Raw genomic sequence first — 23,997 nt, forward strand, 5'->3', positions numbered from 1 at the left:
AACAGCGCATCCCTCGTGCGGATCATCCTGGGACTCCCGCGCCCACCTGCAGGGCCACGACGCGCGACGACGGTCACACGGAGGGGTGCAGTACGGTCGAGACCGGTCCACCCCACTCCTTTAACGACCCGTCCCGTGAGGCGGGGAAGGAGGCCTGATGGCCGGCACGACCGGGCCCCTGCCCGCGAACCAGTCCACAGACCCGTCCGACGGCCCGGCGCCCACCGTGCTGCTCGCCGCAGCCGACGTCGCGCGCGTCGTCGACCGCATCGCCCACCAGGTGATCGAGAAGGCCGGCGACGCCCTCCCCGACGTCGTCCTGGTCGGCATCCCCACCCGCGGCGCCCCGCTGGCCCGCCGGCTGGCCGCCCGCATCGCCGCCTTCGCCGGCACGGCGGTCGACGTCGGCACCGTCGACATCACCCTGTACCGCGACGACCTGCGGATGCGCGGCGTCCGGGCGCTGGAGGACACCGTCCTGCCGCCCGCCGGGATCGACGGCCGGCTGGTCGTCCTCGTCGACGACGTCCTGTTCTCCGGCCGGTCGGTGCGCGCGGCGCTCGACGCGCTGCGCGACCTCGGCCGGCCCCGCGCGGTGCAGTTGGCGGTGCTGGTCGACCGCGGCCACCGCGAGCTGCCGATCCGCGCGGACTACGTGGGCAAGAACGTGCCCACCTCGCGCGCGCAGAAGGTCCGGGTGCACCTCGCCGAGACCGACGGCACCGACGAGGTCCTGGTGACCGGCCGGTGAAGCGCCACCTGCTGGACGCGGCCGACCTCGACCGCGCCGACGCCACGCTCGTCCTCGACACCGCCGCGCAGATCGACCAGGCGCTCGCCGGCCGCGAGGTCAAGAAGCTGCCCACGCTGCGCGGGCGCACGGTGGTCAACCTCTTCTACGAGGACTCCACCCGCACCCGCATCTCCTTCGAGCTCGCGGCCAAGCGGCTGTCCGCCGACGTCATCAACTTCTCGGCCAAGGGCAGCAGCGTCTCCAAGGGCGAGAGCCTCAAGGACACCGCGCTCACCCTCGAGGCGATGGGCAGCGACGCGATCGTCGTCCGCCACTCGGCGTCCGGCGCTCCGCACCGGCTGGCCGGCTGGGTGCGCGGCAGCGTCGTCAACGCCGGCGACGGCACCCACGAGCACCCCACCCAGGCGCTGCTGGACGCCTACACGATCCGCCGCCGGCTGGGCCGGCTCGACGGCGTGCGGGTGGCGGTCGTCGGCGACGTCCTGCACAGCCGGGTGGCCCGCTCCAACGTCTGGCTGCTGACGACGCTCGGCGCGGAGGTCACCCTCGTCGCGCCGCCGACGCTGCTGCCGGTCGGCGTCGGGTCCTGGCCGGTGCAGGTCTCCTACGACCTCGACGCCGTGCTGCCCAAGGCCGACGTCGTGATGATGCTGCGGGTCCAGCTCGAGCGGATGAACGCCTCGTTCTTCCCTAGCGCGCGCGAGTACAGCCGCCGCTACGGCCTCGACGCCGTCCGGATGGCCGCGCTGTCGGACGACGCGATCGTCATGCACCCCGGCCCGATGAACCGCGGCATGGAGATCGCCGCCGACGTCGCCGACTCGGTCCGATCGACGATCGTCGAGCAGGTCGGCAACGGCGTCAGCGTGCGGATGGCCGTGCTCTACCTGCTCCTGGGAGGGGTCTCCTCGTGACCACGCTCATCAAGGGGGCGCGCGTCCTCGGCGGCGAGCCCGCCGACCTGCTGCTCCAGGACGGGCGGATCGCCGCGGTCGGGGACCGGCTGTCCGCCACCGGCGCGACCGTCGTCGACGCGGACGGGCTGGTCGCCCTGCCCGGCCTGGTCGACCTACACACCCACCTGCGCGAGCCCGGCCGCGAGGACGCCGAGACGGTGGAGACCGGCAGCCGCGCCGCGGCCCTCGGCGGGTTCACCGCGGTGCACGCCATGGCCAACACCGACCCGGTCGCCGACACCGCCGGCGTCGTCGAGCAGGTGTGGCGGCTGGGCCAGGAGGCCGGGCTGGTCGACGTCGTGCCGGTCGGCGCGGTCACCGTCGGGCTGCGCGGCGAGCGGCTGGCCGAGCTCGGCGCGATGGCCGACTCCGCCGCCCGCGTGCGGGTCTTCTCCGACGACGGGCACTGCGTGGCCGACCCCGCGCTCATGCGCCGCGCGCTGGAGTACGTCAAGGCCTTCGACGGCGTCGTCGCGCAGCACGCCGAGGAGCCGCGGCTGACCGCCGGCGCGCAGATGAACGAGGGCGACCGCTCCGCGCGGCTCGGGCTGACCGGCTGGCCGGCCGCCGCCGAGGAGGCGGTCATCGCCCGCGACGTGCTGCTCGCCCAGCACGTGGGAGCCCGGCTGCACGTCTGCCACGTCTCCACCGCCGGCTCGGTGGAGATCCTGCGCTGGGCGAAGTCCCGCGGCGTGCAGGTGACCGCCGAGGTCACCCCGCACCACCTGCTGCTCACCGAGGCCTGCGCCGAGTCCTACGACCCGGTGTTCAAGGTCAACCCGCCGCTGCGCACCGACGAGGACGTCCACGCCCTCCGCGCCGGCCTGGCCGACGGCACGATCGACGCCGTCGCCACCGACCACGCGCCGCACGCGGTGGAGGACAAGGAGAGCGAGTGGGCGCAGGCCCGGCCGGGGATGCTCGGGCTGGAGCAGGCGCTCTCGGTGGTGCTGGAGACGCTGGTGGAGCCCGGCCTGCTCGACTGGGCCGGCGTCGCCGACCGCACGTCGGTCCGCCCCGCGGCCATCGGCCGCCTGGCCGGTCACGGGCGCCCGCTGGCGCCGGGTGAGCCGGCCAACCTGCTGCTGCTCGACCCCGCCGCCCGGGTCACCGTCGACCCGGCCGCGCTGGCCAGCCGCAGCCGCAACAGTCCCTACGCCGGCCGGGAGCTGCCCGGCCGGGTCGTCGCCACGTTCCTGCGGGGCGAGGCGACGGTGCTCGACGGAAAGGCAGTGAAGTGAGCGAGGCGATCCTCGTCCTCGAGGACGGGCGGACGTTCCGCGGCGAGTCCTACGGCAAGGTCGGGACGACGGTCGGCGAGGCGGTGTTCGCCACCGGGATGACCGGCTACCAGGAGACGCTGACCGACCCCAGCTACGCCGGCCAGATCGTCACGATGACCGCGCCGCACGTCGGCAACACCGGCGTCAACGGCGAGGACGACGAGAGCCGTCGCATGTGGGTGGCCGGGTTCGTCGTCCGCGACCCCGCCCGCCGCCCGGCCAACTGGCGGGCCACCGGCAGCCTCGACGACGAGCTCGCCGCGCAGGGCGTCGTCGGGATCAGCGGCGTCGACACCCGCGCCCTGACCCGGCACCTGCGCGAGCGCGGCGCGATGCGCGCCGGGATCAGCAGCGAGTCCACCGACCCCGACGCCCTGCTCGCCCGGGTGCGCGCCGCCGAGGGCATGGCCGGCGCCGACCTCGCGCCGCAGGTGAGCACCCGCGAGCCCTACGTCGTCCCGGCGGTGGGGGAGCGGCGGTTCACCATCGCCGCGCTCGACCTCGGCATCAAGACCGCCACCCCGCGGCACCTCGCCGCGCTCGGCGTCGAGACGCACGTGCTGCCCTCGACCGCGACCGCGCAGGACCTGCTCGCCGCCGGCCCCGACGGGGTGTTCCTCTCCAACGGCCCCGGCGACCCGGCCGCGGCCGACTACGCCGTCGCCGCGGTGCGGGGCGTGCTCGACGCCGGCCGGCCGCTGTTCGGCATCTGCTTCGGCAACCAGATCCTCGGCCGGGCGCTGGGCCTGGGCACCTACAAGCTGCGCTTCGGCCACCGCGGCCTGAACCAGCCGGTGCTCGACCGGGTCAGCGGCACCGTCCGGGTGACCAGCCACAACCACGGGTTCGCCGTCGACGCGCCGCTGGACCGGCCCACCGACACCCCCTACGGGCGGGTCGAGGTCAGCCACGTCGGCCTCAACGACGACGTCGTCGAGGGGCTGCGGCTGCTCGACGCCCCGGCGTTCAGCGTCCAGTTCCACCCCGAGTCCGCCGCCGGCCCGCACGACGCGGCACCGCTGTTCCAGCGGTTCGTCGACCTCCTGCAGGCCACGCGGGACGGCGGGGACGCGGTCAGCCCGGCGCCGCGGGTCCAGCACAGCACGGGGGAGAACGCCTGATGCCCAAGCGCACCGACATCTCGCACGTCCTGGTCATCGGCTCCGGGCCGATCCTCATCGGCCAGGCCGCGGAGTTCGACTACTCCGGCACCCAGGCCTGCCGCGTGCTGCGCGCCGAGGGCCTGCGGGTCAGCCTGGTCAACAGCAACCCGGCGACGATCATGACCGACCCCGACGTCGCCGACGCCACCTACGTCGAGCCGCTGACGCCGGAGTTCGTCGAGCGGGTGATCGCCAAGGAGCGCCCCGACGCGCTGCTGGCCACCCTCGGCGGGCAGACCGCGCTCAACATCGCCATCGGCCTGTACGAGAACGGCACGCTGGAGCGCTACGGCGTCCGGCTCATCGGCGCCGACGTCGACGCGATCAACCGCGGCGAGGACCGGCAGATGTTCAAGGACATCGTCCGGTCCATCGGCGCCGACGCCCCGCGCTCGCGGGTCTGCTCCACCGTCGAGGAGGCGCTGGAGACCGCCGCCGAGGTCGGCTACCCCGTCGTCATCCGGCCGAGCTTCACCATGGGCGGCCTCGGCTCCGGGTTCGCCACCGACGAGGCGATGCTGCGCCGGATGGCCTCCCACGGCCTGGCCGACTCCCCGGTGCACACCGTGCTCATCGAGGAGTCGGTGCTCGGCTGGAAGGAGTACGAGCTCGAGCTCATGCGCGACCGCAGCGACAACGTGGTCGTCGTCTGCTCGATCGAGAACGTCGACGCGATGGGCGTGCACACCGGCGACTCGGTCACCGTCGCGCCGGCGATGACGCTCACCGACGTCGAGTACCAGCGGATGCGCGACGTCGGCATCGCGGTGCTGCGCGAGGTCGGCGTCGACACCGGCGGCTGCAACATCCAGTTCGCCGTCAACCCGGCCGACGGGCGCCTGGTCGTCATCGAGATGAACCCGCGGGTGTCCCGGTCGAGCGCGCTGGCGTCGAAGGCCACCGGCTTCCCGATCGCCAAGATCGCCGCGAAGCTCGCCATCGGCTACACCCTCGACGAGATCACCAACGACATCACCGGCGTCACCCCGGCCAGCTTCGAGCCGGCGCTGGACTACGTCGTCGTGAAGATCCCGCGGTTCGCGTTCGAGAAGTTCCCCGGCGCCGACCCGCGGCTGACCACGACGATGAAGAGCGTCGGCGAGGTCATGGCGATGGGCCGCAACTTCCCCGAGGCGCTGGGCAAGGCGATGCGGTCCACCGAGACGAAGGTGGCCGGCTTCTGGACCGGCCCGGAGGACGGGTCGACGGCCGAGGAGCTGCTCGAGGCGCTGCGCACGCCGGTCGACGGGCGGCTGTACGTGGCGGAGGCGGCGCTGCGCGCCGGCGCCACCGTCGAGCAGGTCGCCGAGGCCAGCGGCTTCGACCCGTGGTTCGTCGACCAGATCGCGCTGGTCGGGGAGGTCGGCGCGGAGGTCCGCGAGGCGCCGGCGCTCACCGCCGCGGTGCTGCGCCGGGCCAAGCGGCACGGGTTGAGCGACCGGCAGATCGCCGCGCTGCGGCCGGAGCTGTCGGGGGAGGACGGCGTCCGGCTGCTGCGCCACCGGCTCGGCGTCCGGCCGGTGTTCAAGACCGTGGACACCTGCGCCGCCGAGTTCGCCGCCCGCACGCCGTACCACTACTCGTCCTACGACGAGGAGACCGAGGTCGAGCCGCGGGAGAAGCCGGCCGTGCTGATCCTCGGCTCCGGGCCCAACCGGATCGGGCAGGGCATCGAGTTCGACTACTCGTGCGTGCACGCGGTCATGGCGCTGCAGGACGCCGGCTACGAGGCCGTGATGGTCAACTGCAACCCCGAGACCGTCTCCACCGACTACGACACCGCCGACCGGCTGTACTTCGAGCCGCTGACCTTCGAGGACGTCCTCGAGGTGGTCGAGGCCGAGCGCGCCGCCGGGCCGGTGGCCGGGGTCGTCTGCACCCTCGGCGGGCAGACGCCGCTGGGCCTCGCGCAGCGGCTCAAGGACGCCGGCGTGCCGGTGCTGGGCACCTCGCCCGAGGCCATCGACGACGCCGAGGACCGCGGGGCGTTCTCCCGGGTGCTCGCCGACGCCGCCCTCCGCGCGCCCGAGCACGGCACCGCGACGACGTTCGCCGAGGCCCGCGCGATCGCCGCCGGGATCGGCTACCCCGTGCTGGTCCGCCCGTCCTACGTGCTCGGCGGGCGCGGGATGGAGATCGTCTACGACGACGCCACGCTCGAGGCCTACATCGCCAAGGCCACCGACGTCAGCCCCGAGCACCCGGTGCTGGTCGACCGGTTCCTCGAGGACGCCGTAGAGATCGACGTCGACGCGCTCTACGACGGCACCGAGCTCTACCTCGGCGGCGTCATGGAGCACATCGAGGAGGCCGGCATCCACTCCGGCGACTCCGCGTGCGCGCTGCCGCCCATCACCCTGGGCTCCTCCGACCTGGCGCAGATCCGCACCGCCACCGAGGCGCTGGCCGCCCGGATCGGCGTCCGCGGGCTGCTCAACGTGCAGTACGCGCTCAAGGACGACGTCCTGTACGTGCTGGAGGCCAACCCGCGGGCCAGCCGCACGGTGCCGTTCGTGTCCAAGGCGACCGCGGTGCAGCTGGCCAAGGCCGCGGCGCGGATCGCGGTGGGGGAGACGATCGCCGACCTGCGCACCACCGGCGTGCTGCCGGCCACCGGCGACGGCACCGACCTGCCCGAGGACGCGCCGATCGCGGTCAAGGAGGCGGTGCTGCCCTTCCACCGGTTCCGCACCGTCGAGGGCCACGGCGTCGACACGGTCCTGTCACCGGAGATGAAGTCCACCGGCGAGGTCATGGGCCTCGACGACGGCTTCGGGACCGCGTTCGCCAAGTCCCAGGCCGCCGCCTACGGCTCGCTGCCCACCGGGGGCACGGTCTTCGTCTCGCTGGCCAACCGGGACAAGCGGGCCGCGGTGTTCCCGGTCAAGCGGCTGGCCGACCTCGGCTTCCGGGTGCTCGCCACCGCCGGCACCGCGCAGGTGCTGCGCCGCAACGGCGTGGACTGCGAGGTGGTCGGCAAGTACAGCGAGGGCCCGGGCAACTGCGTCGAGCGGATCCTCGCCGGCGACGTCGACGTCGTGGTGAACACGCCGTTCGGGTCGCCGGGCAACAGCGGGCCGCGGCTGGACGGCTACGAGATCCGCACCGCGGCGGTGGCCGCCGGCATCCCGTGCGTCACCACGGTGCAGGGGCTGGCGGCGGCGGTGCAGGGCGTCGAGGCCCTGCGCCGCGGCGGCCTCGGCGTGCGCAGCCTGCAGGAGGTCCACGCCGGTCTGACCGCCGCGCCGGCGCCGCGCCCGTGAGCGTCGTCGGGCAGGTGCGGGACGACCTGGTCGCCCGCGGGCTGCTCGACGGGCTGGCGGCGTCGTTCCTGGCCGGGGTCACCCGGTTCGCGACGCCGCCGGCCGACGAGCTCGCCGCGCTGCGGGCCGGCGCCGAGGGCCTGGCCGCGCGGCTGGCGGCGGGGGAGGCCGGCGACGCCGACCTGCCGCTGCTCACCCGGGTGGCGTTCTTCGCCGGGCACGGCGGGCTGCTGGCCGCGCACGGGGTGCGGACGCCGTCCTACGACCTGCTCGGCTCCTACCGCGACAACCTGCCGACCCCCGTCGGCCCGCGGCTGCCGCGGCGGCCGCGGGCCGGTGACCGGCGGTGGCGGGTGCTCGGCCGCGACGTCGCCTTCCCGCTGGGGGTGCCGGCGTGCGTGCTGAACGGCGGGGAGGAGTGGGTCCGCTTCCACGCCCGCAACGGGTTCAGCGTGCTCACCTACAAGACCGTGCGCAGCCGGGCGCACGAGCCGAACGTGCAGCCGAACTGGACGTTCGCGCCGCGCCCGCCGGGTGACGCCGTCGTCTCCGACCCCTGGGACTGGGTGGAGCCCGGCTCCCCGGACGTCAGCACGGTCAACTCCTTCGGCGTGCCCTCGCCGGCGCCGGGGGAGTGGATGGCCGACCTCGAGCGGTCGCTGGCCGCCGTCGACGCCGACCAGCTGCTGCTGGTCAGCGTCATGGGGTCCGGCGACGGCCCCGCCCTGGTCGACGACTTCGCCCGGGTGGCGGCGATGGCCCAGGAGGCCGGGGCGACCGTCGTCGAGCTCAACCTGTCGTGCCCGAACACGCTGTCGGCCTCGCCGGACGGCGTGAAGCCGCCGCTGTGCCTGGACGCGGACGCCACCGTCGCCGTCGTCGAGGGCGTGCGCCGCGCGCTGGACGACCGCACCGGGCTGGTCGCCAAGCTGTCCTGGCTCGACGAGGACCGGCTGGCCGCGCTGGTGCCCCGGCTGGCGCCGCTGGTCGACGGCGTCGCGGGCATCAACACGGTGGCGAGCCGGGTGGTGCGCGGCGACGGCGAGCCGACCTTCCCCGGCCGCGCGGTGGCCGGACTGTCGGGGGCGGCCGTGCGCGGCCGGGCGCTGGACTTCACCCGCCGGCTCGTGGCGCTGCGCGAGGCGTCCGGCCGGCGCTTCGACGTGCTGGCGATGGGCGGGGTCACCGACCCGGCGTCGTTCGCGGCGCTGCACGAGGCCGGCGCCGACGCCGTGCAGTCGGCGTCGGGCGCCTTCGCCGACCCCTTCCTCGCCCGCGACTGCATCGCCGCGCACGGCGACACCCTGCCGCGGTCGGTGCCCCGGTGAGCGCGCCGTTCGGGCAGCGCCTCGCCGACGCCGTCGCGACCCGGGGACCGCTGTGCGTGGGCATCGACCCGCACGCGCCGCTGCTGGAGCGCTGGGGCCTGGCCGACGACGTCGACGGGCTGCGCCGGTTCACCGACACGGTGGTGGACGCGCTGGCCGGCGAGGTCGCGGTGCTCAAGCCGCAGTCGGCGTTCTTCGAGCGGCACGGCTCGCGCGGCCTGGCCGTGCTGGAGGACGCCGTCGCCCGGGCCCGCGCGGCCGGGGCGCTGGTGCTGCTCGACGCCAAGCGCGGCGACATCGGCTCGACGATGGACGCCTACGCCGACGTGCTGCGCCCGGAGCACCCGGGCGCGGTCGACGCGCTCACCGTCAGCCCCTACCTGGGGCCGGGCTCGCTGCAGCCGGCCGTGGACACCGCCCGGCTCACCGGCGGCGGGCTGTTCGTGCTGGCCCGCACGTCCAACCCCGACGCCGGCACGCTGCAGCACGCGGCGGTGGGGGAGCGGTCGGTGGCGCAGGTCGTCGTCGACACCGTCCGCGGCTGGAACACCCCCGGCTGGGTGGTGGGCGACCCGCTGCCCGACCCCGGCGCGGTGCGGGACCTCGGCAGCCGCTGGGGCGCCGCGACCGGGTCGTTCGGCGTCGTCGTCGGCGCCACGCTGGGCGGGCTCGACGTCGACCTCGACGGGCTGGGCGGCCCGGTGCTCGCGCCGGGGCTGGGCGCCCAGGGCGGCTCGGCCGCGGACCTGCGGCGGCTGTTCGGCACCGGCCGCGCGGTCGTCCCGACCGTCTCCCGCGACGTGCTCGCCGCGGGCCCGGACCCCGCCGGGCTGCGCGCCGCGGCCGCCCGCTGGGCGGAGGACCTGGCCGGCTGAGTCGGCCGCCGGCCCGCCTGCCGGCGGGCGTCCCGGCGCGCCGTCCGGCGTGTCACGTGCGGTCGTGTCGGAGCCGCTGACCCGATACGAATGCGTTTCGTATACTTTGTGACCTGCGGTGTTCACGGACGGTCACGCCGACCTTCCACAGGGCGTCACGAGCGGGCGACCGGAGGTCGAAAACCTCGTGCAAACAGCGCGTGACCTGCGGATTCGTGGTTACTAGGTTGATCGTCGGCGCCCAGACCGCGGGCCCCGCTCCCGACACCGCACGTACCCGCCGGGTCGCAGATCCCCGGCAACGACACGATGGGACGCACCATGCCCCTCCCCGACCTGTCCCCCGAACAGCGCGCCGCCGCCCTGGAGAAGGCCGCCGCCGCCCGCAAGGCGCGCGCCGAGCTCCGCGAGCGGCTCAAGAGCAAGGGCGCCACGGTCGGCGACGTCCTCAAGCAGGGCGAGACCGACGAGGTCATCGGCAAGATGCGCGTCTCCGCGGTGCTCGAGTCCCTGCCCGGCGTGGGCAAGGCCCGGGCTGCGAAGATCATGGAGCGGCTCGAGATCTCCCCGACCCGCCGGGTGCGCGGCCTGGGCGCCAACCAGCGCAAGGCGCTGGAGGCGGAGTTCGGCGGCGAGAACGTCGTCGCCGACCAGGTGCCCGCCGACTCGACGGTCTGAGGTCGCCCCGCCGCACCACCCGTCCGACGCCAGCACCACGAGGGACCACCCGTTGCCGACTGCCCAGCCGATCCCTGCCCCGGCGCGCCTGACGGTGCTCTCCGGACCCTCGGGGGTCGGCAAGGGCACCGTCGTCGCCGAGGTCCGCCGCCGGCACCCCGACGTGTGGGTCTCGGTGTCGGTGACCACCCGCCGGCAGCGCCCGGGCGAGGTCGACGGAGTGCACTACCACTTCCTCAGCGACGCCGAGTTCGACCGGCTGGTCGCCGAGGACGGCCTCCTCGAGTGGGCCGAGTACGCGGGCAACCGCTACGGCACGCCGGCCGCCCCGGTCCGCGAGCGTCTCGCGGCCGGGGCCCCGGCGCTGCTCGAGATCGAGCTGCAGGGCGCCCGCCAGGTGCGGGCGCGCGCCCCGGAGGCGCAGCTCGTCTTCCTCGCCCCGCCGTCGTGGGCGGAGCTGAAGAGCCGGCTGGCCGGCCGCGGCTCGGAGCCGCCGGCCGTGCAGGAGCGCCGGCTCGCCATCGCGCAGGCCGAGCTGGACGCCGCGGGGGAGTTCGACGTCGTGGTGGTCAACGACGACGTCGCGAGGGCCGCGGACGAGTTGGTAGGATTGCTGGTCGCGCCGTCGGCAGGAAAGGCTGCCGGCGCCTCCGAGTGACCGGCCACCCGAGGCCCCTCACTCCCACCGAGCCAACCGAGGAGCACGCCCGCCCGTGTCCGGAGTCGCACCCGCCCCCGAGGGCATCACCAACCCGCCGATCGACGAGCTGCTCGAGCGCACCAGCAGCAAGTACGGCCTGGTGATCTTCGCCGCCAAGCGCGCGCGGCAGATCAACGCCTACTACAGCCAGCTCTCCGAGGGCCTGCTCGAGTACGTCGGCCCGCTGGTCGACACCGCGCCCCAGGAGAAGCCCCTGTCGATCGCGCTGCGCGAGATCAACGAGGGCCTGCTGACCCACACCGCCGGCGACAACTAGGCCGCCCGGCCCCGAAGTGGTGACGACGCCCCCGGCCCTGGCCGGGGGCGTCGTCGCGTCTGCGGGAGGATGGAGCGCATGAGCCGGATCGTGCTGGGCGTCGCCGGGGGCGTGGCCGCCTACAAGGCCGCCCTGCTGCTGCGCGCGCTGACCGAGGCCGGGCACGACGTCCGCGTCGTCCCCACCCCCGGTGCGCTGCACTTCGTCGGTGCGGCGACCTTCGAGGCGCTGTCCGGCCACCCGGTCACCACCGACGTCTGGTCGGAGGTGCCCGAGGTGGCGCACGTGCGGATCGGGCAGACCGCCGACCTCGTCGTCGTCGCGCCGGCCACCGCCGACCTGCTCGCCCGCGCCGCGACGGGCCGCGCCGACGACCTGCTCACCGCGACGCTGCTCACCGCGCACTGCCCGGTGGTGTTCGTGCCGGCCATGCACACCGAGATGTGGCTGCACCCGGCCACCCAGGACAACGTCGCCACGCTCCGCCGCCGCGGCTCGATCGTGCTGCCGCCGGCCGTCGGCCGGCTGACCGGCCCCGACTCCGGGCCCGGCCGGCTGCCCGAGCCCGCCGACGTCGCCGCGCTGGCGCAGGTGGTCCTCGCGGCGGGCGCCGACGTCGTGCGGGCCGACCTCACCGGCCGCCGCGTCCTGATCAGCGCCGGCGGCACCCGCGAGCCGCTGGACCCGGTGCGCTACCTGGGCAACCGCTCGTCGGGCAGGCAGGGCTGGGCGCTGGCCCGCGTCGCCGCCGCCCGCGGCGCCGACGTCACCCTCGTCGCGGCCAACGTCGACCTGCCCGCGCCGTTCGGCGTCCGCGTGGTCCCGGCCGGGACGGCGGAGGAGCTGCGCGCCGCGATGCTCGCCGAGGCTGGGTCGGGCGGGGAGGCGGCAGCCGACGTCGTCGTCATGGCGGCGGCGGTCGCGGACTTCCGGCCGGCCACCGTCGCGGCCACCAAGCTCAAGAAGGACAGCGCGAGCGAGCCCGACGCCGTCCCGCTGGTGCGCAACCCCGACGTGCTCGCCGAGCTGGTCACCAAGCGCGCCCCCGGCCAGCTCGTGATCGGCTTCGCCGCCGAGACCGGCGACGCCGACGCCGACGTGCTGGCCCACGCCCGCGCCAAGCTCGCCCGCAAGGGCTGTGACCTGCTCGTCGTCAACGACGTCTCCGGCGGCGGGGTGTTCGGCCGCCCGGACAACGCCGCGGTCGTCCTCGCCGCCGACGGCACCGCCACGGAGGTGCCCCACGGCAGCAAGGACGCCGTCGCCGCGGCGGTCTGGCAGGTCGTCCTGCCCCGTCTCGCCTGACCGGCGGCTGCCACGGGCTGGACGCGCCGGTAAGTTGCTCCCACGGCGCGGGCAGGCCGCGCCGCGATCTCGTCACCGACCCAGGGAGAACCGAGTGCCACGCCGCCTCTTCACGTCCGAGTCGGTGACCGAGGGCCACCCGGACAAGATCGCCGACCAGATCAGCGACGCGATCCTCGACGAGATGCTGGCGCAGGACCCGCGCAGCCGCGTCGCCGTCGAGACGCTCATCACCACCGGTCAGGTCCACATCGCCGGGGAGGTCACCACCGCCGGCTACGTCGACATCGCCGACGTCGTCCGCCGCACCGTGCTGCGGATCGGCTACGACTCCTCCCGCAAGGGCTTCGACGGCGCCTCCTGCGGCGTCAGCGTCTCCATCGGCGCGCAGTCGCCGGACATCGCGCAGGGCGTGGACACCGCCTACGAGGCGCGCACCACCGGCACCACCGACGACGAGATCGAGCGCCAGGGCGCCGGCGACCAGGGCCTGATGTTCGGCTACGCCACCGACGAGACCCCCGAGCTCATGCCGCTGCCGATCGCGCTGGCCCACCGGCTCTCGCGCCGGCTGTCCGCGGTCCGCAAGGACGGCTCGGTGCCCTACCTGCGCCCCGACGGCAAGACCCAGGTCACCGTCGTCTACGAGGACGACCGGCCGGTCGGCGTCGACACCGTCGTCGTCTCCTCGCAGCACGCCGAGGACATCTCCATCGAGCAGCTGCTCACCCCCGACGTGCAGGAGCTCGTCGTCGAGCCGGAGCTGCAGGCCCTCGGCCTGCCCACCGACGGCTACCGGCTGCTGGTGAACCCGACCGGCAAGTTCGTCATCGGCGGCCCGATGGGCGACGCCGGGCTGACCGGCCGCAAGATCATCGTCGACACCTACGGCGGCATGGCCCGCCACGGCGGCGGCGCGTTCTCCGGCAAGGACCCCTCGAAGGTCGACCGCTCCGGCGCCTACGCGATGCGCTGGGTGGCCAAGAACGTCGTCGCCGCCGGCCTGGCCCGCCGCTGCGAGGTGCAGGTGGCCTACGCCATCGGCGCCGCGCACCCGGTCGGGCTGTTCGTCGACACCCACGGCACCGGCACCGTCCCGGACGACGTCCTGGAGAAGGCGGTCACCACGGTGTTCGACCTGCGCCCCGGCGCGATCGTGCGCGACCTGGACCTGCTGCGGCCGATCTACGGCCCGACCGCCGCGTACGGCCACTTCGGCCGCACCGACGTCGAGCTGCCGTGGGAGCGCACCGACCGCGTGGAGGCCCTCCGCTCCGCCGTGGGCTGACGGAGGACCACCCTTCCCCCCACGCCTCGCAGGCGCAGGCGGGGGGCCCGGAGGGTGGCCTCCCAGCACGTCACCGGGTTCACGGCGGGCCCCTGCAGCGGGGCCGGGATGTCGGACCCGGCGGGGACACTGCTGCGACACGACCCCGCCGAACGGAGAACAGCGCTGACCTCGGCACCCGCCAGTCCCGAGACCACGGACGCGCCGGCCGGCCCGGCTGCCCGCACCCCGCGGGTGGCCCGGGTCGTCGTCGACGTGCCGCTGGCCCACCTCGACCGGGCCTTCGACTACGCGGTCCCGGACGAGATGGCCGGCGAGGTCCGGGCCGGCTGCCGGGTGCGGGTGCGCTTCGCCGGGCAGCTGGTCGACGGGTTCGTCCTCGAGCTCACCGACGTCAGCGACTCCGGCCGCACGCTCGCCCCGCTGGCCAAGCTGGTCTCCTCCGAGCCGGTGCTCACCCCCGAGGTGGCCGCGCTGGCCCGCTCGGTCGCGCAGCGCTGGGGCGGCACGCTGACCGACGTCCTGCGGCTGGCCGTCCCGCCGCGCCGGGCGGCCGCGGAGAAGCGCCCGCCGGCCGAGCCCCCGGCGCCGCCGGCGCCGCCGGACCCGGCCGGCTTCGCCCGCTACCCGACCGGGCCGGCGCTGCTGGCCGCCGTCGCCGAGGGCCGGCCCGCCCGCGCGGTGTGGACGGCGCTGCCGGGGGAGGACTGGCCGGCCCGGCTGGCCGAGCTGTGCCAGGCGGCGCTGTCCGGCGGCCGGGGGGCGCTGGTGGTCGTCCCCGACGGTCGCGACCTGGACCGGCTGGAGGCCGCGGCCGGCGCCCGGCTGCCGAAGGGGTCGTTCGTCGTGCTCCGCGCCGACGCCGCCCCCGACGCCCGCTACCGCCGCTTCCTCGACGCCGCCCGCGGCAGCGCCAAGGTCGTCCTCGGCACCCGCGCGGCGGCCTTCGCGCCGGTCGCCGACCTGGGTCTGGTCGCGATCTGGGACGACGGCGACGACCTGCACGCCGAGCCCCGCGCCCCGTACGCGCACGCCCGCGACGTGCTGGTGCACCGCGCCCACCTGTCCTCGTGCGCCGCCGTCGTCGCGGCCACCGCGCGCACCGCCGAGGCGGCGCTGCTGGTCGAGAGCGGCTGGGCGCACGAGCTCGTCGCCGACCGCGCCACGCTGCGCGCGGTCGCCCCGCGGGTGCAGGCCCTCGGCGAGGACCACGAGCTGGCCCGCGACCCGGCCGCGCGCACCGCCCGGCTGCCGAGCCTCGCCCACCGGGTGGCCCGCGCGGCGCTGGCCGAGGGCACGCCGGTGCTGGTGCAGGTGCCGCGCGCCGGCTACGCGCCCGGGCTGTCGTGCGACCGCTGCCGGGCGCCGGCCCGCTGCGCGGTCTGTTCCGGGCCGCTGGGCATCGCGCCCACGCCCGGGCCGGGCGGCTCGCGGGTGCCCGCCTGCCGCTGGTGCGCCCGGCCCGCGGCCACCTTCGACTGCCCGCACTGCCACGGGACGAAGCTGCGCGCCTCCGTCGTCGGCGCCAACCGCACCGCCGAGGAGCTGGGCCGGGCGTTCCCCGGGGCGCCGGTGCGGGTGTCCGGACGCGGGTCCGGCGTGCTGCCGTCGGTGCCCGCCGGGCCGCAGCTGGTCGTGGCCACGCCGGGCGCCGAGCCGGTCGCCGAGGGCGGCTACGGCGCCGCGCTGCTGCTGGACTCGTGGGCGCTGCTCGGGCGGGCGGACCTGCGGGCGGGGGAGGAGACCCTGCGCCGCTGGATGAACGCCGCCACGCTCGTGCGGGCGCACGGCTCGGTCGTCGTCGCCGCCGACGCCGCGCACCCCGTCGTCCAGGCGCTGGTCCGCTGGGACCCGGGCTGGCTGGCCGGGCGCGAGCTCGCCGACCGCCGCGAGCTCGGCTTCCCGCCGGCCACCCGGATGGCCGCGCTGTCCGGGTCGCCGGCGGCGCTGGCGGAGTTCCTGGGCGCCGCGCGGCTGCCCGACGACGCCGACCTCCTCGGCCCGGTGCCCGAGCCCCCGCGGCCCGGGCAGGACGGCGAGCGCGAGCGGTACCTCGTGCGGGTGCCGCGCACCGAGGGCCTGGCGCTGGCGACCGCCCTGGCCGAGGTGCAGGGCGTGCGCAGCGCCCGCAAGGTGCCCGAGCACGTCCGCGTCCAGCTCGACCCGCTCGACCTCGTGTGACGGGTCCCCGCCCGCCCCCACCTACGCTGGGCGGGTGAGCGTCACCCCCATCCGGCTGCTGGGCGACCCGGTCCTGCACCGGCCCGCGGCGCCCGTCGTCGACTTCGACGCGGAGCTGCGCCGGCTCGTCGCGGACCTGACCGACACCATGCACGCCGCCGGCGGCGCCGGGCTCGCCGCGCCGCAGATCGGCGTCGGACTGCGCGTCTTCACCTGGTACGTCGACGGCGAGGTGGGTCACCTGGTCAACCCCTCGGTCGACCTCGTCGGCGACGAGACCGAGGAGGCGCCCGAGGGCTGCCTGTCCATCCCGGGCTTCCGCTTCGACTGCCGCCGCCACCTGCACGTCGTCGCCACCGGCTGGAACCAGCACGGCGACCCGGTGCGGGTGGAGGGCTCGGACCTGCTGGCCCGCGCGGTGCAGCACGAGGTCGACCACCTCGACGGCGTCGTGTTCGTCGACCGGCTCGACCCCGAGGCCGCCGCCGCGGCACGGGCCGCGCTGGCCGAGGCCGAGTGGGCCGGCATGGGCGCCTGGGTGCCGCGCGTGGAGGTGAGCCCCCACTGAGGCTCCTGTTCGCCGGGACGCCCGAGGCCGCCGTCCCCTCGCTGGACGCGCTGCTGGCCTCCGACCACGAGGTGGTCGCCGTGCTCACCCGGCCCGACGCCCGCTCCGGCCGCGGCCGGAAGGTCAGCCGCTCCCCGGTGGCCGAGCGCGCCGACGCCGCCGGGCTGCCGGTGCTGCAGCCGCGCTCGCCGCGCGAGCCGGAGTTCCTCGGGCAGCTCGCGGACCTCGCCGTCGACTGCGCGCCGGTGGTCGCCTACGGCGCGCTGGTCCCGCCCGCGGCGCTGGAGCTGCCCGCGCACGGCTGGGTGAACCTGCACTTCTCGCTGCTGCCGGCCTGGCGCGGCGCCGCGCCCGTGCAGCACGCGGTCATGGCCGGCGACGAGGTCACCGGCGCCTGCACCTTCCGGCTCGAGCAGGGCCTGGACACCGGCCCGGTCTTCGGCGTGGTCACCGAGCCGATCGGCCCGCGCGACACCGCCGGCGACCTGCTCGGCCGGCTGGCGGTCAGCGGCGCCCGGCTGCTGGTCGCCACCCTCGACGGCATCGCCGCCGGCACGCTGGTCCCGCGGCCCCAGCCGGCCGAGGGGGTCAGCCTCGCGCCGCGGATCGAGACCGCCGACGCCCGGGTCGACTGGGAGCTGCCCGCGCACGTCGTCGACCGGCGGGTGCGCGGGGTGACCCCGGTGCCGGGCGCGTGGACCACCTGGCGCGGCGACCGGCTGCGCCTGGGCCCGGTCGAGCCGCTGCCGAGCGCCCCGGCGCTGGCGCCCGGGGAGGTGTCGGCCGGGCCGGGCGGCGTCGTCGTCGGCACCGGCCGCGGCTCGGTGCGGCTGGGCGAGGTGCAGCCGGCGGGCAAGCGGGTGCTGCCCGCGGCCGACTGGGCCCGCGGCGCCCGTCCGGCACCCGGCGAGCGGCTGGGCTCGTGACCGGGCTCGCGAGGTCACGCAGGGGCGGAGCAGCCCGGCCCGTGGCGACGACGAGCGCCGGCGAGGGGGAGTCGTGAGCCGCCCGCCCCGGCGCCCGGCCGGCCCGCGCGGTGGGCGCCGCGACCGCCCGCCGCGCCGTCCGGCGCTCGACGGTGCCCGGCTGACCGCCTACGACGTCCTCGACGGCGTGTCGGCGCGGGAGGCCTACGCCAACCTGCTGCTGCCGCAGCTGCTCCGCGAGCGCTCCCTCGAGCCGCGCGACGCCGCCTTCGCCACCCAGCTGGCCTACGGGGCCCTGCGCGCGCAGGGCACGCTCGACGCGGTGCTCGCCCGGCTGGTCGACCGCCCGCTGGCCGACCTCGACCGGCGCGTCCTGGACCTGCTCCGCCTGGGCGCCTACCAGCTGCTCGACCTGCGGGTGCCGGCGCACGCCGCCGTCGCGACCACCGTCGACCTCACCCGCGCGATCGTCGGCGCCGGGGCCTCCGGGCTGGTCAACGCCGTGCTGCGGAAGGTGGCCGCCGGCGGTGACCGCGCCGCCTGGCTCGAGCGGCTCGGCGCCGACGGCGACCGGCGGCTGGCGCTGGCCACCGACCACCCCGGGTGGATCGTGTCGGCCTGGCGCGAGGCGCTGGGCGGCGGTGCGGCCGGGGACGCCGAGCTCGAGGACGCGCTGCTCGCCGACGACGCCGCGCCCGAGGTGCACCTGGTCGCCCGGCACGTGCCCCGCGACGAACTGGCCGAGGAGTCCGGCGGGACGCCGGGGCCGTGGTCGCCGTACGCGGTGCGGATGGGCGGGGGAGACCCGGGCCGGCTGCCCTCGGTGCGGGCGGGCCGGGCCGCGGTGCAGGACGAGGGCAGCCAGCTCGCCGCGCTGCTGCTCGCCCGCGCGCCGCTGGAGGGCCCGGACGGGCGCTGGCTGGACGTCTGCGCGGGGCCCGGCGGCAAGGCGGGGCTGCTGGCCGCCGTCCGCCCGGCGGGGGTGCACCTGACCGCCGCCGACCGCGCGCCGCACCGCGCCGAGCTGGTGCGCGGGGCGCTGGCGGGGGAGGACGACGTGGAGGTGCTCGTCGCCGACGGCCGCGAGCCGCCGTGGGCGCCGGGCTCGTTCGACCGGGTGCTGCTCGACGCGCCGTGCACCGGGCTGGGCGCGCTGCGCCGGCGGCCGGAGGTGCGCTGGCGGCGGACGCCGGACGACGTCGGCCCGCTGGTGGGCCTGCAGACGGCGCTCCTGGACCGCGCGCTGGCCTCGGTGCGCCCCGGCGGCGTCGTCGCCTACGTGACCTGCTCGCCGCACGCGGCGGAGACCGTCGCGGTGGCGGACGCCGCGGCCGCGCGGGACGACGTCGAGGTGCTGCCGGTGGCGCCGCTGTTCCCCGAGGTCCCCGGGATCGAGCGCGGCGCGTACGGGCAGCTGTGGCCGCACCGGCACGGCACCGACGCCATGTTCCTGGCCCTGCTGCGCCGCACCGGCTGAGGCGCGGCGGGGCCCCACGACCGACGTCCGTCGCCTAGCCTGCCCCGCCGTGCCCTCGGACTCCTGGCTCCCCGACGACTTCGTCCACCCCCTCCGTGCCGACCTGCCCACCGGCCACCACCTGCGCCCGATCCGCGCGGCCGACACCGCCATCGACTTCCCCGCCGTCATGGGCTCCCGCGAGCGGCTGTGGGGGATCTACGGCGACGCGTGGGGCTGGCCGCCCGCGACGATGACCGAGGAGCAGGACCGGGAGGACCTCGCCCGCCACGAGCGGGAGATCGAGGCGCACGAGAGCTTCAACTACGCGCTGCTCGACGAGGACGAGACCGAGCTGCTCGGCTGCGTCTACGTCGACCCGCCGGAGAAGGCCGGTGACGCCGACGCCGAGGTGTCCTGGTGGGTGGTCGACCGCCTGGCCGGCACCGAGGTCGAGGCGGCGCTGGACGCCTTCGTCCCGCGCTGGCTGGCCGCGGAGTGGCCGCTGCGGGCGCCGCGCCACGTCGGCCGCGACCTGTCCTGGGCCGACTGGACCGCGCTGCCCGACCGGGACTGAGCGCCGGTCAGGCCGGGCCGGGCGCGTCGCCCGCGCGCAGCGCCGTGGCCTGCGCGCGGTAGCGGCGGGCGGTGGCGTGCAGGTGTTCGGTGACCGCCCCGCACAGCCACGCGGCGGCACCGGTGGCGGCGACCAGCTCCGCGGCGGGCGGCACCGGGCCCCCGCCGCGGAGCCCGGCGGCCAGGGCGACGGCGACGACGGCGGCGTCCCCTGCGCTCCACCCGTCGTCGAGCAGGCCGGGGTCCCGGGTGCGGTCGACGTCGAGCCGCTCGCGGTCGGGCACGAACCGGTCCCGGCGCCACCGCAGCCGCCGCCGGTGCCAGCGGCCGGCGGCGACCTCCGCGTCGGCGACGTCGCGCAGGCCGACCGGTCCGTCCTCGACCCAGCTGTCGAGGGACCGCTCCGGCCCGGTGGCGATCGCGGCGAGCAGCCGGTCGGCGGCGGCGGACCCGGTCGGCGACCGGTCCACGACGACGCTGTCGGCCGTCTGGGTCACCCGGCCGTCCAGGCCGAGGTCGAGCAGCAGGCCCGCGCGGACGGCCGGACCGCAGACCGACCAGTCACCCGGGCGCCCGCGCGGGTCCAGGCACAGCGCGGCGACCCGCGCGGCCACCCCGGTGTCTGACACGGGCGGCACGGTAGTGGGACGGCGGCGCCGCGAGGGGGTGATCACCGGCTGCCTAGACTCGGACGACGTGGCCCGGACCCCGATGATCGCCCCCAGCCTGCTCTCGGCGGACTTCGCGCGGCTGGCCGAGGAGGTGGCCCGCGTCGCCGACGCCGACTGGCTGCACGTCGACGTCATGGACGCCCACTTCGTCCCCAACCTCACCCTGGGGCGGCCGGTGGTCGAGGCGATCCAGGCGGTGAGCCCGATCCCGCTCGACTGCCACCTGATGATCGAGGCGCCCGAGCGGTGGGCGCCCGGGTACGCCGAGCTCGGCGCCCGCAACGTCACCGTGCACGCCGAGGCCTGCACCGGCGACCCCCGCGGCGTCGCGCGCGACGTCCGCGCCGCCGGCGCCCTGGCCGGCCTGGCGATCAAGCCCGGCACGCCGCTGGAGGACTACGAGGACGTCCTGCGCGACTTCGACACCCTGCTGGTCATGACCGTCGAGCCCGGCTTCGGCGGCCAGGCGTTCATGGCCGAGGTGCTGCCCAAGGTCCGCCGCGCCCGCGAGCTGGTCGACACCGGCCACCTGCAGGTCCTGGTGGAGGTCGACGGCGGCATCAACGCCGACACCATCGAGCGGGCCGCCGAGGCCGGCGCCGACGTCTTCGTCGCGGGCTCGGCCGTCTACGGCGCCGACGACCCGGCCCGCGCCATCGCCGCCCTGCGCGCCCGGGCCACGGCGGCGACCGCCGGGTGACGGTCACCCCGGCCGAGCAGGCCGCCATGGCGAGGGCACGGGCGCTCGGCGAGAGCGTCCTCGGGACCACCAGCCCCAACCCGCCGGTCGGCGCGGTCGTCCTCGACGCCGGCGGCGCGGTCGTGGGGGAGGGCGCCACCTCCCCGCCCGGCGGGCCGCACGCCGAGGTGCACGCGCTGCGCGGGGCCGGCGAGCGCGCCCGCGGCGGCACCGCCGTCGTCACCCTCGAGCCGTGCGCGCACACCGGCCGCACCGGCCCCTGCGCCGACGCGCTGCTCGCCGCCGGCGTCGCGCGGGTCGTCGTCGCCGTGCCCGAGCCCACCGGCCTGGCCGGCGGCGGCGCCGGGCGGCTGCGCGCGGCCGGCGTCGACGTCGAGGTGGGCGTCGAGCGGCAGGCCGCCGAGGAGGGCGCGCTGGCCGCGTGGCTCACCGGCGTCCGCGCGGGCCGGCCGTTCGTCGTCTGGAAGGTGGGCGCCACCCTCGACGGGCGCGTCGCCGCCGCCGACGGCACCAGCCGCTGGATCACCGGGCCCACGGCCCGCGCCGCCGTGCACGCGCTGCGCGCCACCTGCGACGCCGTCGTCGTCGGGTCGGGCACCGCCCTGGCCGACGACCCGCAGCTCACCGTCCGCGACGCCGACGGCCGGGACGCCGCCCGCCAGCCGCTGCGCGTCGTGCACGACCGCCGCGGGCGGCTGCCGGCCACCGCGCGGGTGCTCGACGGCGCCGCGCCCACCCACGTCAGCCGCGCGGCCGGCCCGGCGGAGCTGCTCGCGGAGCTGTTCGACCGCGACGTCCGCCGGGTGCTGCTCGAGGGCGGCCCGACCCTGGCCGCGGCCTTCCTCCGCGCCGGGCTGGTCGACGAGGCCGTCGTCCACCTCGCCCCGAAGCTGCTCGGCGCCGGTCCCCCGCTGGTGGGGGACCTGGGAATCAGCACGATCGGCGCGGCGCTGTCCCTCGAGGTCCGGGACGTCACCCTGCTGGGCGGGGACGTGCAGATCCGCCTGCGGCCGACCCGGCACACTGGAGAGCGACCGGACGCGGACGGAAGGGGCTGACGTGTTCACGGGCATCGTCGAGGAGGTCGGCTCCCTCGCCGCACGCGAGGACCTGGGAGGCCCGGCGGGCGACGCCGCGGTGCTGCGCATCCGCGCGCGCCGCGTGCTCGAGGACGTGCGCCTCGGCGACTCGATCGCGGTCAACGGCGTCTGCCTCACCGTCACCGGCGTCGAGCCCGGCCCGGACGGCGACCAGGTGTGGTCCACCGACGTCATGGCCGAGACGCTGCGCCGCAGCAGCCTCGGCACCCTCGGCGACGGCGACCCGGTCAACCTCGAGCGCGCCGTCGCCGCCGGGGGCCGCCTGGGCGGGCACGTCGTGCAGGGCCACGTCGACGGCGTCGGCACCGTCGTGTCCCGCACGCCGGGCGAGCGCTGGGACGTCGTCCGCGTCGCGCTGCCGCCGCAGCTGGCGCGCTACGTCGTCGAGAAGGGCTCGATCACCGTGGACGGCGTCTCGCTCACGGTCAGCGCGCTGAGCGCCGCCGACGACCCCGGGCCCTGGTTCGAGGTGAGCCTCATCCCCGCCACCCTCCGGGAGACCACGCTGGGCGGACGCGCCCCCGGGGACCCGGTCAACCTGGAGGTCGACGTGATCGCCAAGTACGTGGAACGCCTGCTGGGAGCGCGCCGATGAGCGGCACCGTCCGCCTGGACACCGTCGAGAGCGCCATCGCGGCGATCAAGGACGGCCGCCCCGTCGTCGTCATCGACGACGAGGACCGCGAGAACGAGGGCGACCTGATCTTCGCCTCCGAGCTCGCCACGCCCGAGCTGGTGGCCTTCATGGTCCGGTACACCTCGGGCTACATCTGCGTGTCGGTCACCGAGGCCGACGCCGACCGGCTGGACCTGCCGCCCATGTTCCGGGTCAACCAGGACCGCCGCGGCACCGCCTACACCGTGACCGTCGACGCCCGGGAGGGCGTGACCACCGGCATCTCCGCCGCCGACCGCGCGCACACCATCCGGCTGCTCGCCGCCGCGGACACCTCCTCGGCCGACCTCGCCCGCCCCGGCCACATCGTGCCGCTGCGCGCCAAGGACGGCGGCGTGCTGCGCCGACCCGGGCACACCGAGGCCGCCGTCGACCTCGCCGTCCTCGCCGGCCTGCGCCCCTCGGGCACGCTGTGCGAGCTGGTCAGCGAGAAGGACCCGACCGGCATGGCCCGCGCCGAGGAGCTGCGGGTCTTCGCCGACGAGCACGACCTGTGCCTGATCTCCATCGCCGACCTCATCGCCTACCGCAAGCGGTTCGACAAGCTGGTCGAGCGGGTCGCCGAGGCCACCGTGCCGCTGGCGCCGGGCACCTTCACCGCGGTGGGCTACCGCAGCTCCTACGACGAGCGCGAGCACGTCGCCTTCGTCTACGGCGACATCGGCGACGGCGAGGACGTGCTGGTGCGCGTGCACTCCGAGTGCCTCACCGGCGACGTCTTCGGCTCGCTGCGCTGCGACTGCGGCCCCCAGCTGCAGGCCGCGCTGGCCGCCGTCGCGCACGAGGGCCGCGGGATCGTGCTCTACATCCGCGGGCACGAGGGCCGGGGGATCGGCCTGCTGCACAAGCTGCAGGCCTACCAGCTGCAGGACGCCGGCGTGGACACCGTCGACGCCAACCTCGACCTGGGCCTGCCCGCCGACGCCCGCGACTACGGCACCGGCGCGCAGATCCTCGTCGACCTCGGCGTGCACACCATGCGGCTGCTGACCAACAACCCGGCCAAGCGCGCGGGCCTGGAGGGCTACGGCCTCAAGGTCACCGGCCGGGTGCCGCTGCCCAGCCACGTCACCGCCGAGAACCTGTCCTACCTGCGCACCAAGCGCGACCGGATGGGCCACCTGCTCGACATCATCGAGCCCGAGACCGAGTCCGGCCCCGCCGACGTCCCCACCGGTGAGCACGCCACCGTCCCGGGCACCGACGTCCCGCTGGGCCAGAGGGAGCAGCGGCTGTGAACGAGCCGGCGAGTCCACCGAGGGGCACAGCAGCG

22 protein-coding genes are annotated in these 23,997 nt (G+C 76.5%); 21 read left to right on the forward strand and 1 reads right to left on the reverse strand.

All coding sequences use genetic code 11. The features are described from left to right. Nucleotides 1–157: 157 nt before the first annotated feature. From pyrR to ACI79Z_RS12340, 17 genes are all read left to right on the forward strand, one after another. Nucleotides 158–751 carry a bifunctional pyr operon transcriptional regulator/uracil phosphoribosyltransferase PyrR gene (pyrR, locus tag ACI79Z_RS12260; RefSeq protein ID WP_387986858.1) on the forward strand — a complete coding sequence of 198 codons (594 nt, stop codon included), beginning with the start codon at nucleotides 158–160 and terminating at the stop codon, nucleotides 749–751. Next, a complete protein-coding gene (locus tag ACI79Z_RS12265; RefSeq protein WP_456902789.1) occupies nucleotides 748–1,668 on the forward strand; it encodes an aspartate carbamoyltransferase catalytic subunit in 921 nt (306 codons plus the stop codon). Before pyrR ends, ACI79Z_RS12265 begins: the two co-directional genes overlap by 4 nt. After that, nucleotides 1,665–2,951, forward strand: a complete 1,287-nt coding sequence (locus ACI79Z_RS12270; protein ID WP_387986864.1) for a dihydroorotase — start codon at nucleotides 1,665–1,667, stop codon at nucleotides 2,949–2,951. The genes ACI79Z_RS12265 and ACI79Z_RS12270 overlap by 4 nt, the downstream gene beginning before the upstream one ends. Further along, nucleotides 2,948–4,114, forward strand: a complete 1,167-nt coding sequence (gene carA / locus ACI79Z_RS12275; protein ID WP_387986866.1) for a glutamine-hydrolyzing carbamoyl-phosphate synthase small subunit — start codon at nucleotides 2,948–2,950, stop codon at nucleotides 4,112–4,114. The genes ACI79Z_RS12270 and carA overlap by 4 nt, the downstream gene beginning before the upstream one ends. Continuing rightward, nucleotides 4,114–7,419 carry a carbamoyl-phosphate synthase large subunit gene (gene carB, locus ACI79Z_RS12280; RefSeq protein WP_387986869.1) on the forward strand — a complete coding sequence of 1,102 codons (3,306 nt, stop codon included), beginning with the start codon at nucleotides 4,114–4,116 and terminating at the stop codon, nucleotides 7,417–7,419. The genes carA and carB overlap by 1 nt, the downstream gene beginning before the upstream one ends. After that, nucleotides 7,416–8,747, forward strand: coding sequence for a dihydroorotate oxidase (locus tag ACI79Z_RS12285; RefSeq protein ID WP_456902790.1), 1,332 nt, complete (start codon nucleotides 7,416–7,418; stop codon nucleotides 8,745–8,747). The genes carB and ACI79Z_RS12285 overlap by 4 nt, the downstream gene beginning before the upstream one ends. Further along, nucleotides 8,744–9,622, forward strand: coding sequence for an orotidine-5'-phosphate decarboxylase (pyrF, locus tag ACI79Z_RS12290; RefSeq protein WP_456902791.1), 879 nt, complete (start codon nucleotides 8,744–8,746; stop codon nucleotides 9,620–9,622). Before ACI79Z_RS12285 ends, pyrF begins: the two co-directional genes overlap by 4 nt. 321 nt (nucleotides 9,623–9,943) lie before the next feature. After that, the gene (gene mihF / locus ACI79Z_RS12295) at nucleotides 9,944–10,300 is read left to right on the forward strand and encodes an integration host factor, actinobacterial type (protein ID WP_387986876.1); all 357 of its coding nucleotides are present in this window, start codon (nucleotides 9,944–9,946) and stop codon (nucleotides 10,298–10,300) included. 94 nt (nucleotides 10,301–10,394) lie between these two features. Continuing rightward, nucleotides 10,395–10,958, forward strand: a complete 564-nt coding sequence (gene gmk, locus ACI79Z_RS12300) for a guanylate kinase (RefSeq protein ID WP_387986879.1) — start codon at nucleotides 10,395–10,397, stop codon at nucleotides 10,956–10,958. 55 nt (nucleotides 10,959–11,013) lie between these two features. Continuing rightward, the gene (gene rpoZ / locus ACI79Z_RS12305) at nucleotides 11,014–11,277 is read left to right on the forward strand and encodes a DNA-directed RNA polymerase subunit omega (RefSeq protein WP_089305624.1); all 264 of its coding nucleotides are present in this window, start codon (nucleotides 11,014–11,016) and stop codon (nucleotides 11,275–11,277) included. A gap of 78 nt (nucleotides 11,278–11,355) precedes the next feature. Beyond that, nucleotides 11,356–12,582, forward strand: coding sequence for a bifunctional phosphopantothenoylcysteine decarboxylase/phosphopantothenate--cysteine ligase CoaBC (gene coaBC / locus ACI79Z_RS12310; protein WP_456902792.1), 1,227 nt, complete (start codon nucleotides 11,356–11,358; stop codon nucleotides 12,580–12,582). A gap of 94 nt (nucleotides 12,583–12,676) precedes the next feature. Next, entirely contained in the window at nucleotides 12,677–13,870 is a 1,194-nt protein-coding gene (gene metK, locus ACI79Z_RS12315; RefSeq protein ID WP_456902793.1) for a methionine adenosyltransferase, read from the forward strand. A 234-nt stretch (nucleotides 13,871–14,104) separates the two neighbouring features. Beyond that, complete coding sequence (locus ACI79Z_RS12320) at nucleotides 14,105–16,051, forward strand: primosomal protein N' (protein WP_456902794.1); 1,947 nt, start codon at nucleotides 14,105–14,107, stop codon at nucleotides 16,049–16,051. 34 nt (nucleotides 16,052–16,085) lie between these two features. Further along, a complete protein-coding gene (gene def, locus ACI79Z_RS12325) occupies nucleotides 16,086–16,619 on the forward strand; it encodes a peptide deformylase (protein ID WP_387986891.1) in 534 nt (177 codons plus the stop codon). Then, nucleotides 16,568–17,545, forward strand: a complete 978-nt coding sequence (gene fmt / locus ACI79Z_RS12330; RefSeq protein ID WP_387986893.1) for a methionyl-tRNA formyltransferase — start codon at nucleotides 16,568–16,570, stop codon at nucleotides 17,543–17,545. Before def ends, fmt begins: the two co-directional genes overlap by 52 nt. Before the next feature lie 73 nt (nucleotides 17,546–17,618). Then, the gene (locus tag ACI79Z_RS12335; RefSeq protein ID WP_387986896.1) at nucleotides 17,619–19,022 is read left to right on the forward strand and encodes an RsmB/NOP family class I SAM-dependent RNA methyltransferase; all 1,404 of its coding nucleotides are present in this window, start codon (nucleotides 17,619–17,621) and stop codon (nucleotides 19,020–19,022) included. Nucleotides 19,023–19,071: 49 nt separating this feature from the next. Beyond that, nucleotides 19,072–19,578: a hypothetical protein gene (locus ACI79Z_RS12340; protein ID WP_387986898.1), complete on the forward strand. Its 507-nt coding sequence runs from the start codon at nucleotides 19,072–19,074 to the stop codon at nucleotides 19,576–19,578. Nucleotides 19,579–19,585: 7 nt separating this feature from the next. Here ACI79Z_RS12340 and ACI79Z_RS12345 read toward each other — a convergent pair whose 3' ends face one another. Then, complete coding sequence (locus ACI79Z_RS12345) at nucleotides 19,586–20,206, reverse strand: GPP34 family phosphoprotein (protein ID WP_456902795.1); 621 nt, start codon at nucleotides 20,204–20,206, stop codon at nucleotides 19,586–19,588. 67 nt (nucleotides 20,207–20,273) lie between these two features. Here ACI79Z_RS12345 and rpe point away from each other — a divergent pair, with 67 nt between their 5' ends. The 4 genes from rpe to ACI79Z_RS12365 are packed head-to-tail and all read left to right on the forward strand — an operon-like array spanning nucleotide 20,274 to nucleotide 23,962. Beyond that, entirely contained in the window at nucleotides 20,274–20,948 is a 675-nt protein-coding gene (rpe, locus tag ACI79Z_RS12350) for a ribulose-phosphate 3-epimerase (protein WP_387986903.1), read from the forward strand. Further along, complete coding sequence (gene ribD, locus ACI79Z_RS12355; protein WP_456902796.1) at nucleotides 20,945–22,006, forward strand: bifunctional diaminohydroxyphosphoribosylaminopyrimidine deaminase/5-amino-6-(5-phosphoribosylamino)uracil reductase RibD; 1,062 nt, start codon at nucleotides 20,945–20,947, stop codon at nucleotides 22,004–22,006. The genes rpe and ribD overlap by 4 nt, the downstream gene beginning before the upstream one ends. A 1-nt stretch (nucleotide 22,007) precedes the next feature. Beyond that, complete coding sequence (locus tag ACI79Z_RS12360) at nucleotides 22,008–22,643, forward strand: riboflavin synthase (protein WP_456902797.1); 636 nt, start codon at nucleotides 22,008–22,010, stop codon at nucleotides 22,641–22,643. Then, nucleotides 22,640–23,962, forward strand: a complete 1,323-nt coding sequence (locus tag ACI79Z_RS12365) for a bifunctional 3,4-dihydroxy-2-butanone-4-phosphate synthase/GTP cyclohydrolase II (protein ID WP_387986914.1) — start codon at nucleotides 22,640–22,642, stop codon at nucleotides 23,960–23,962. The genes ACI79Z_RS12360 and ACI79Z_RS12365 overlap by 4 nt, the downstream gene beginning before the upstream one ends. Nucleotides 23,963–23,997: the final 35 nt, after the last annotated feature.

It is taken from the genome of Geodermatophilus sp. SYSU D00663, from assembly GCF_054050655.1.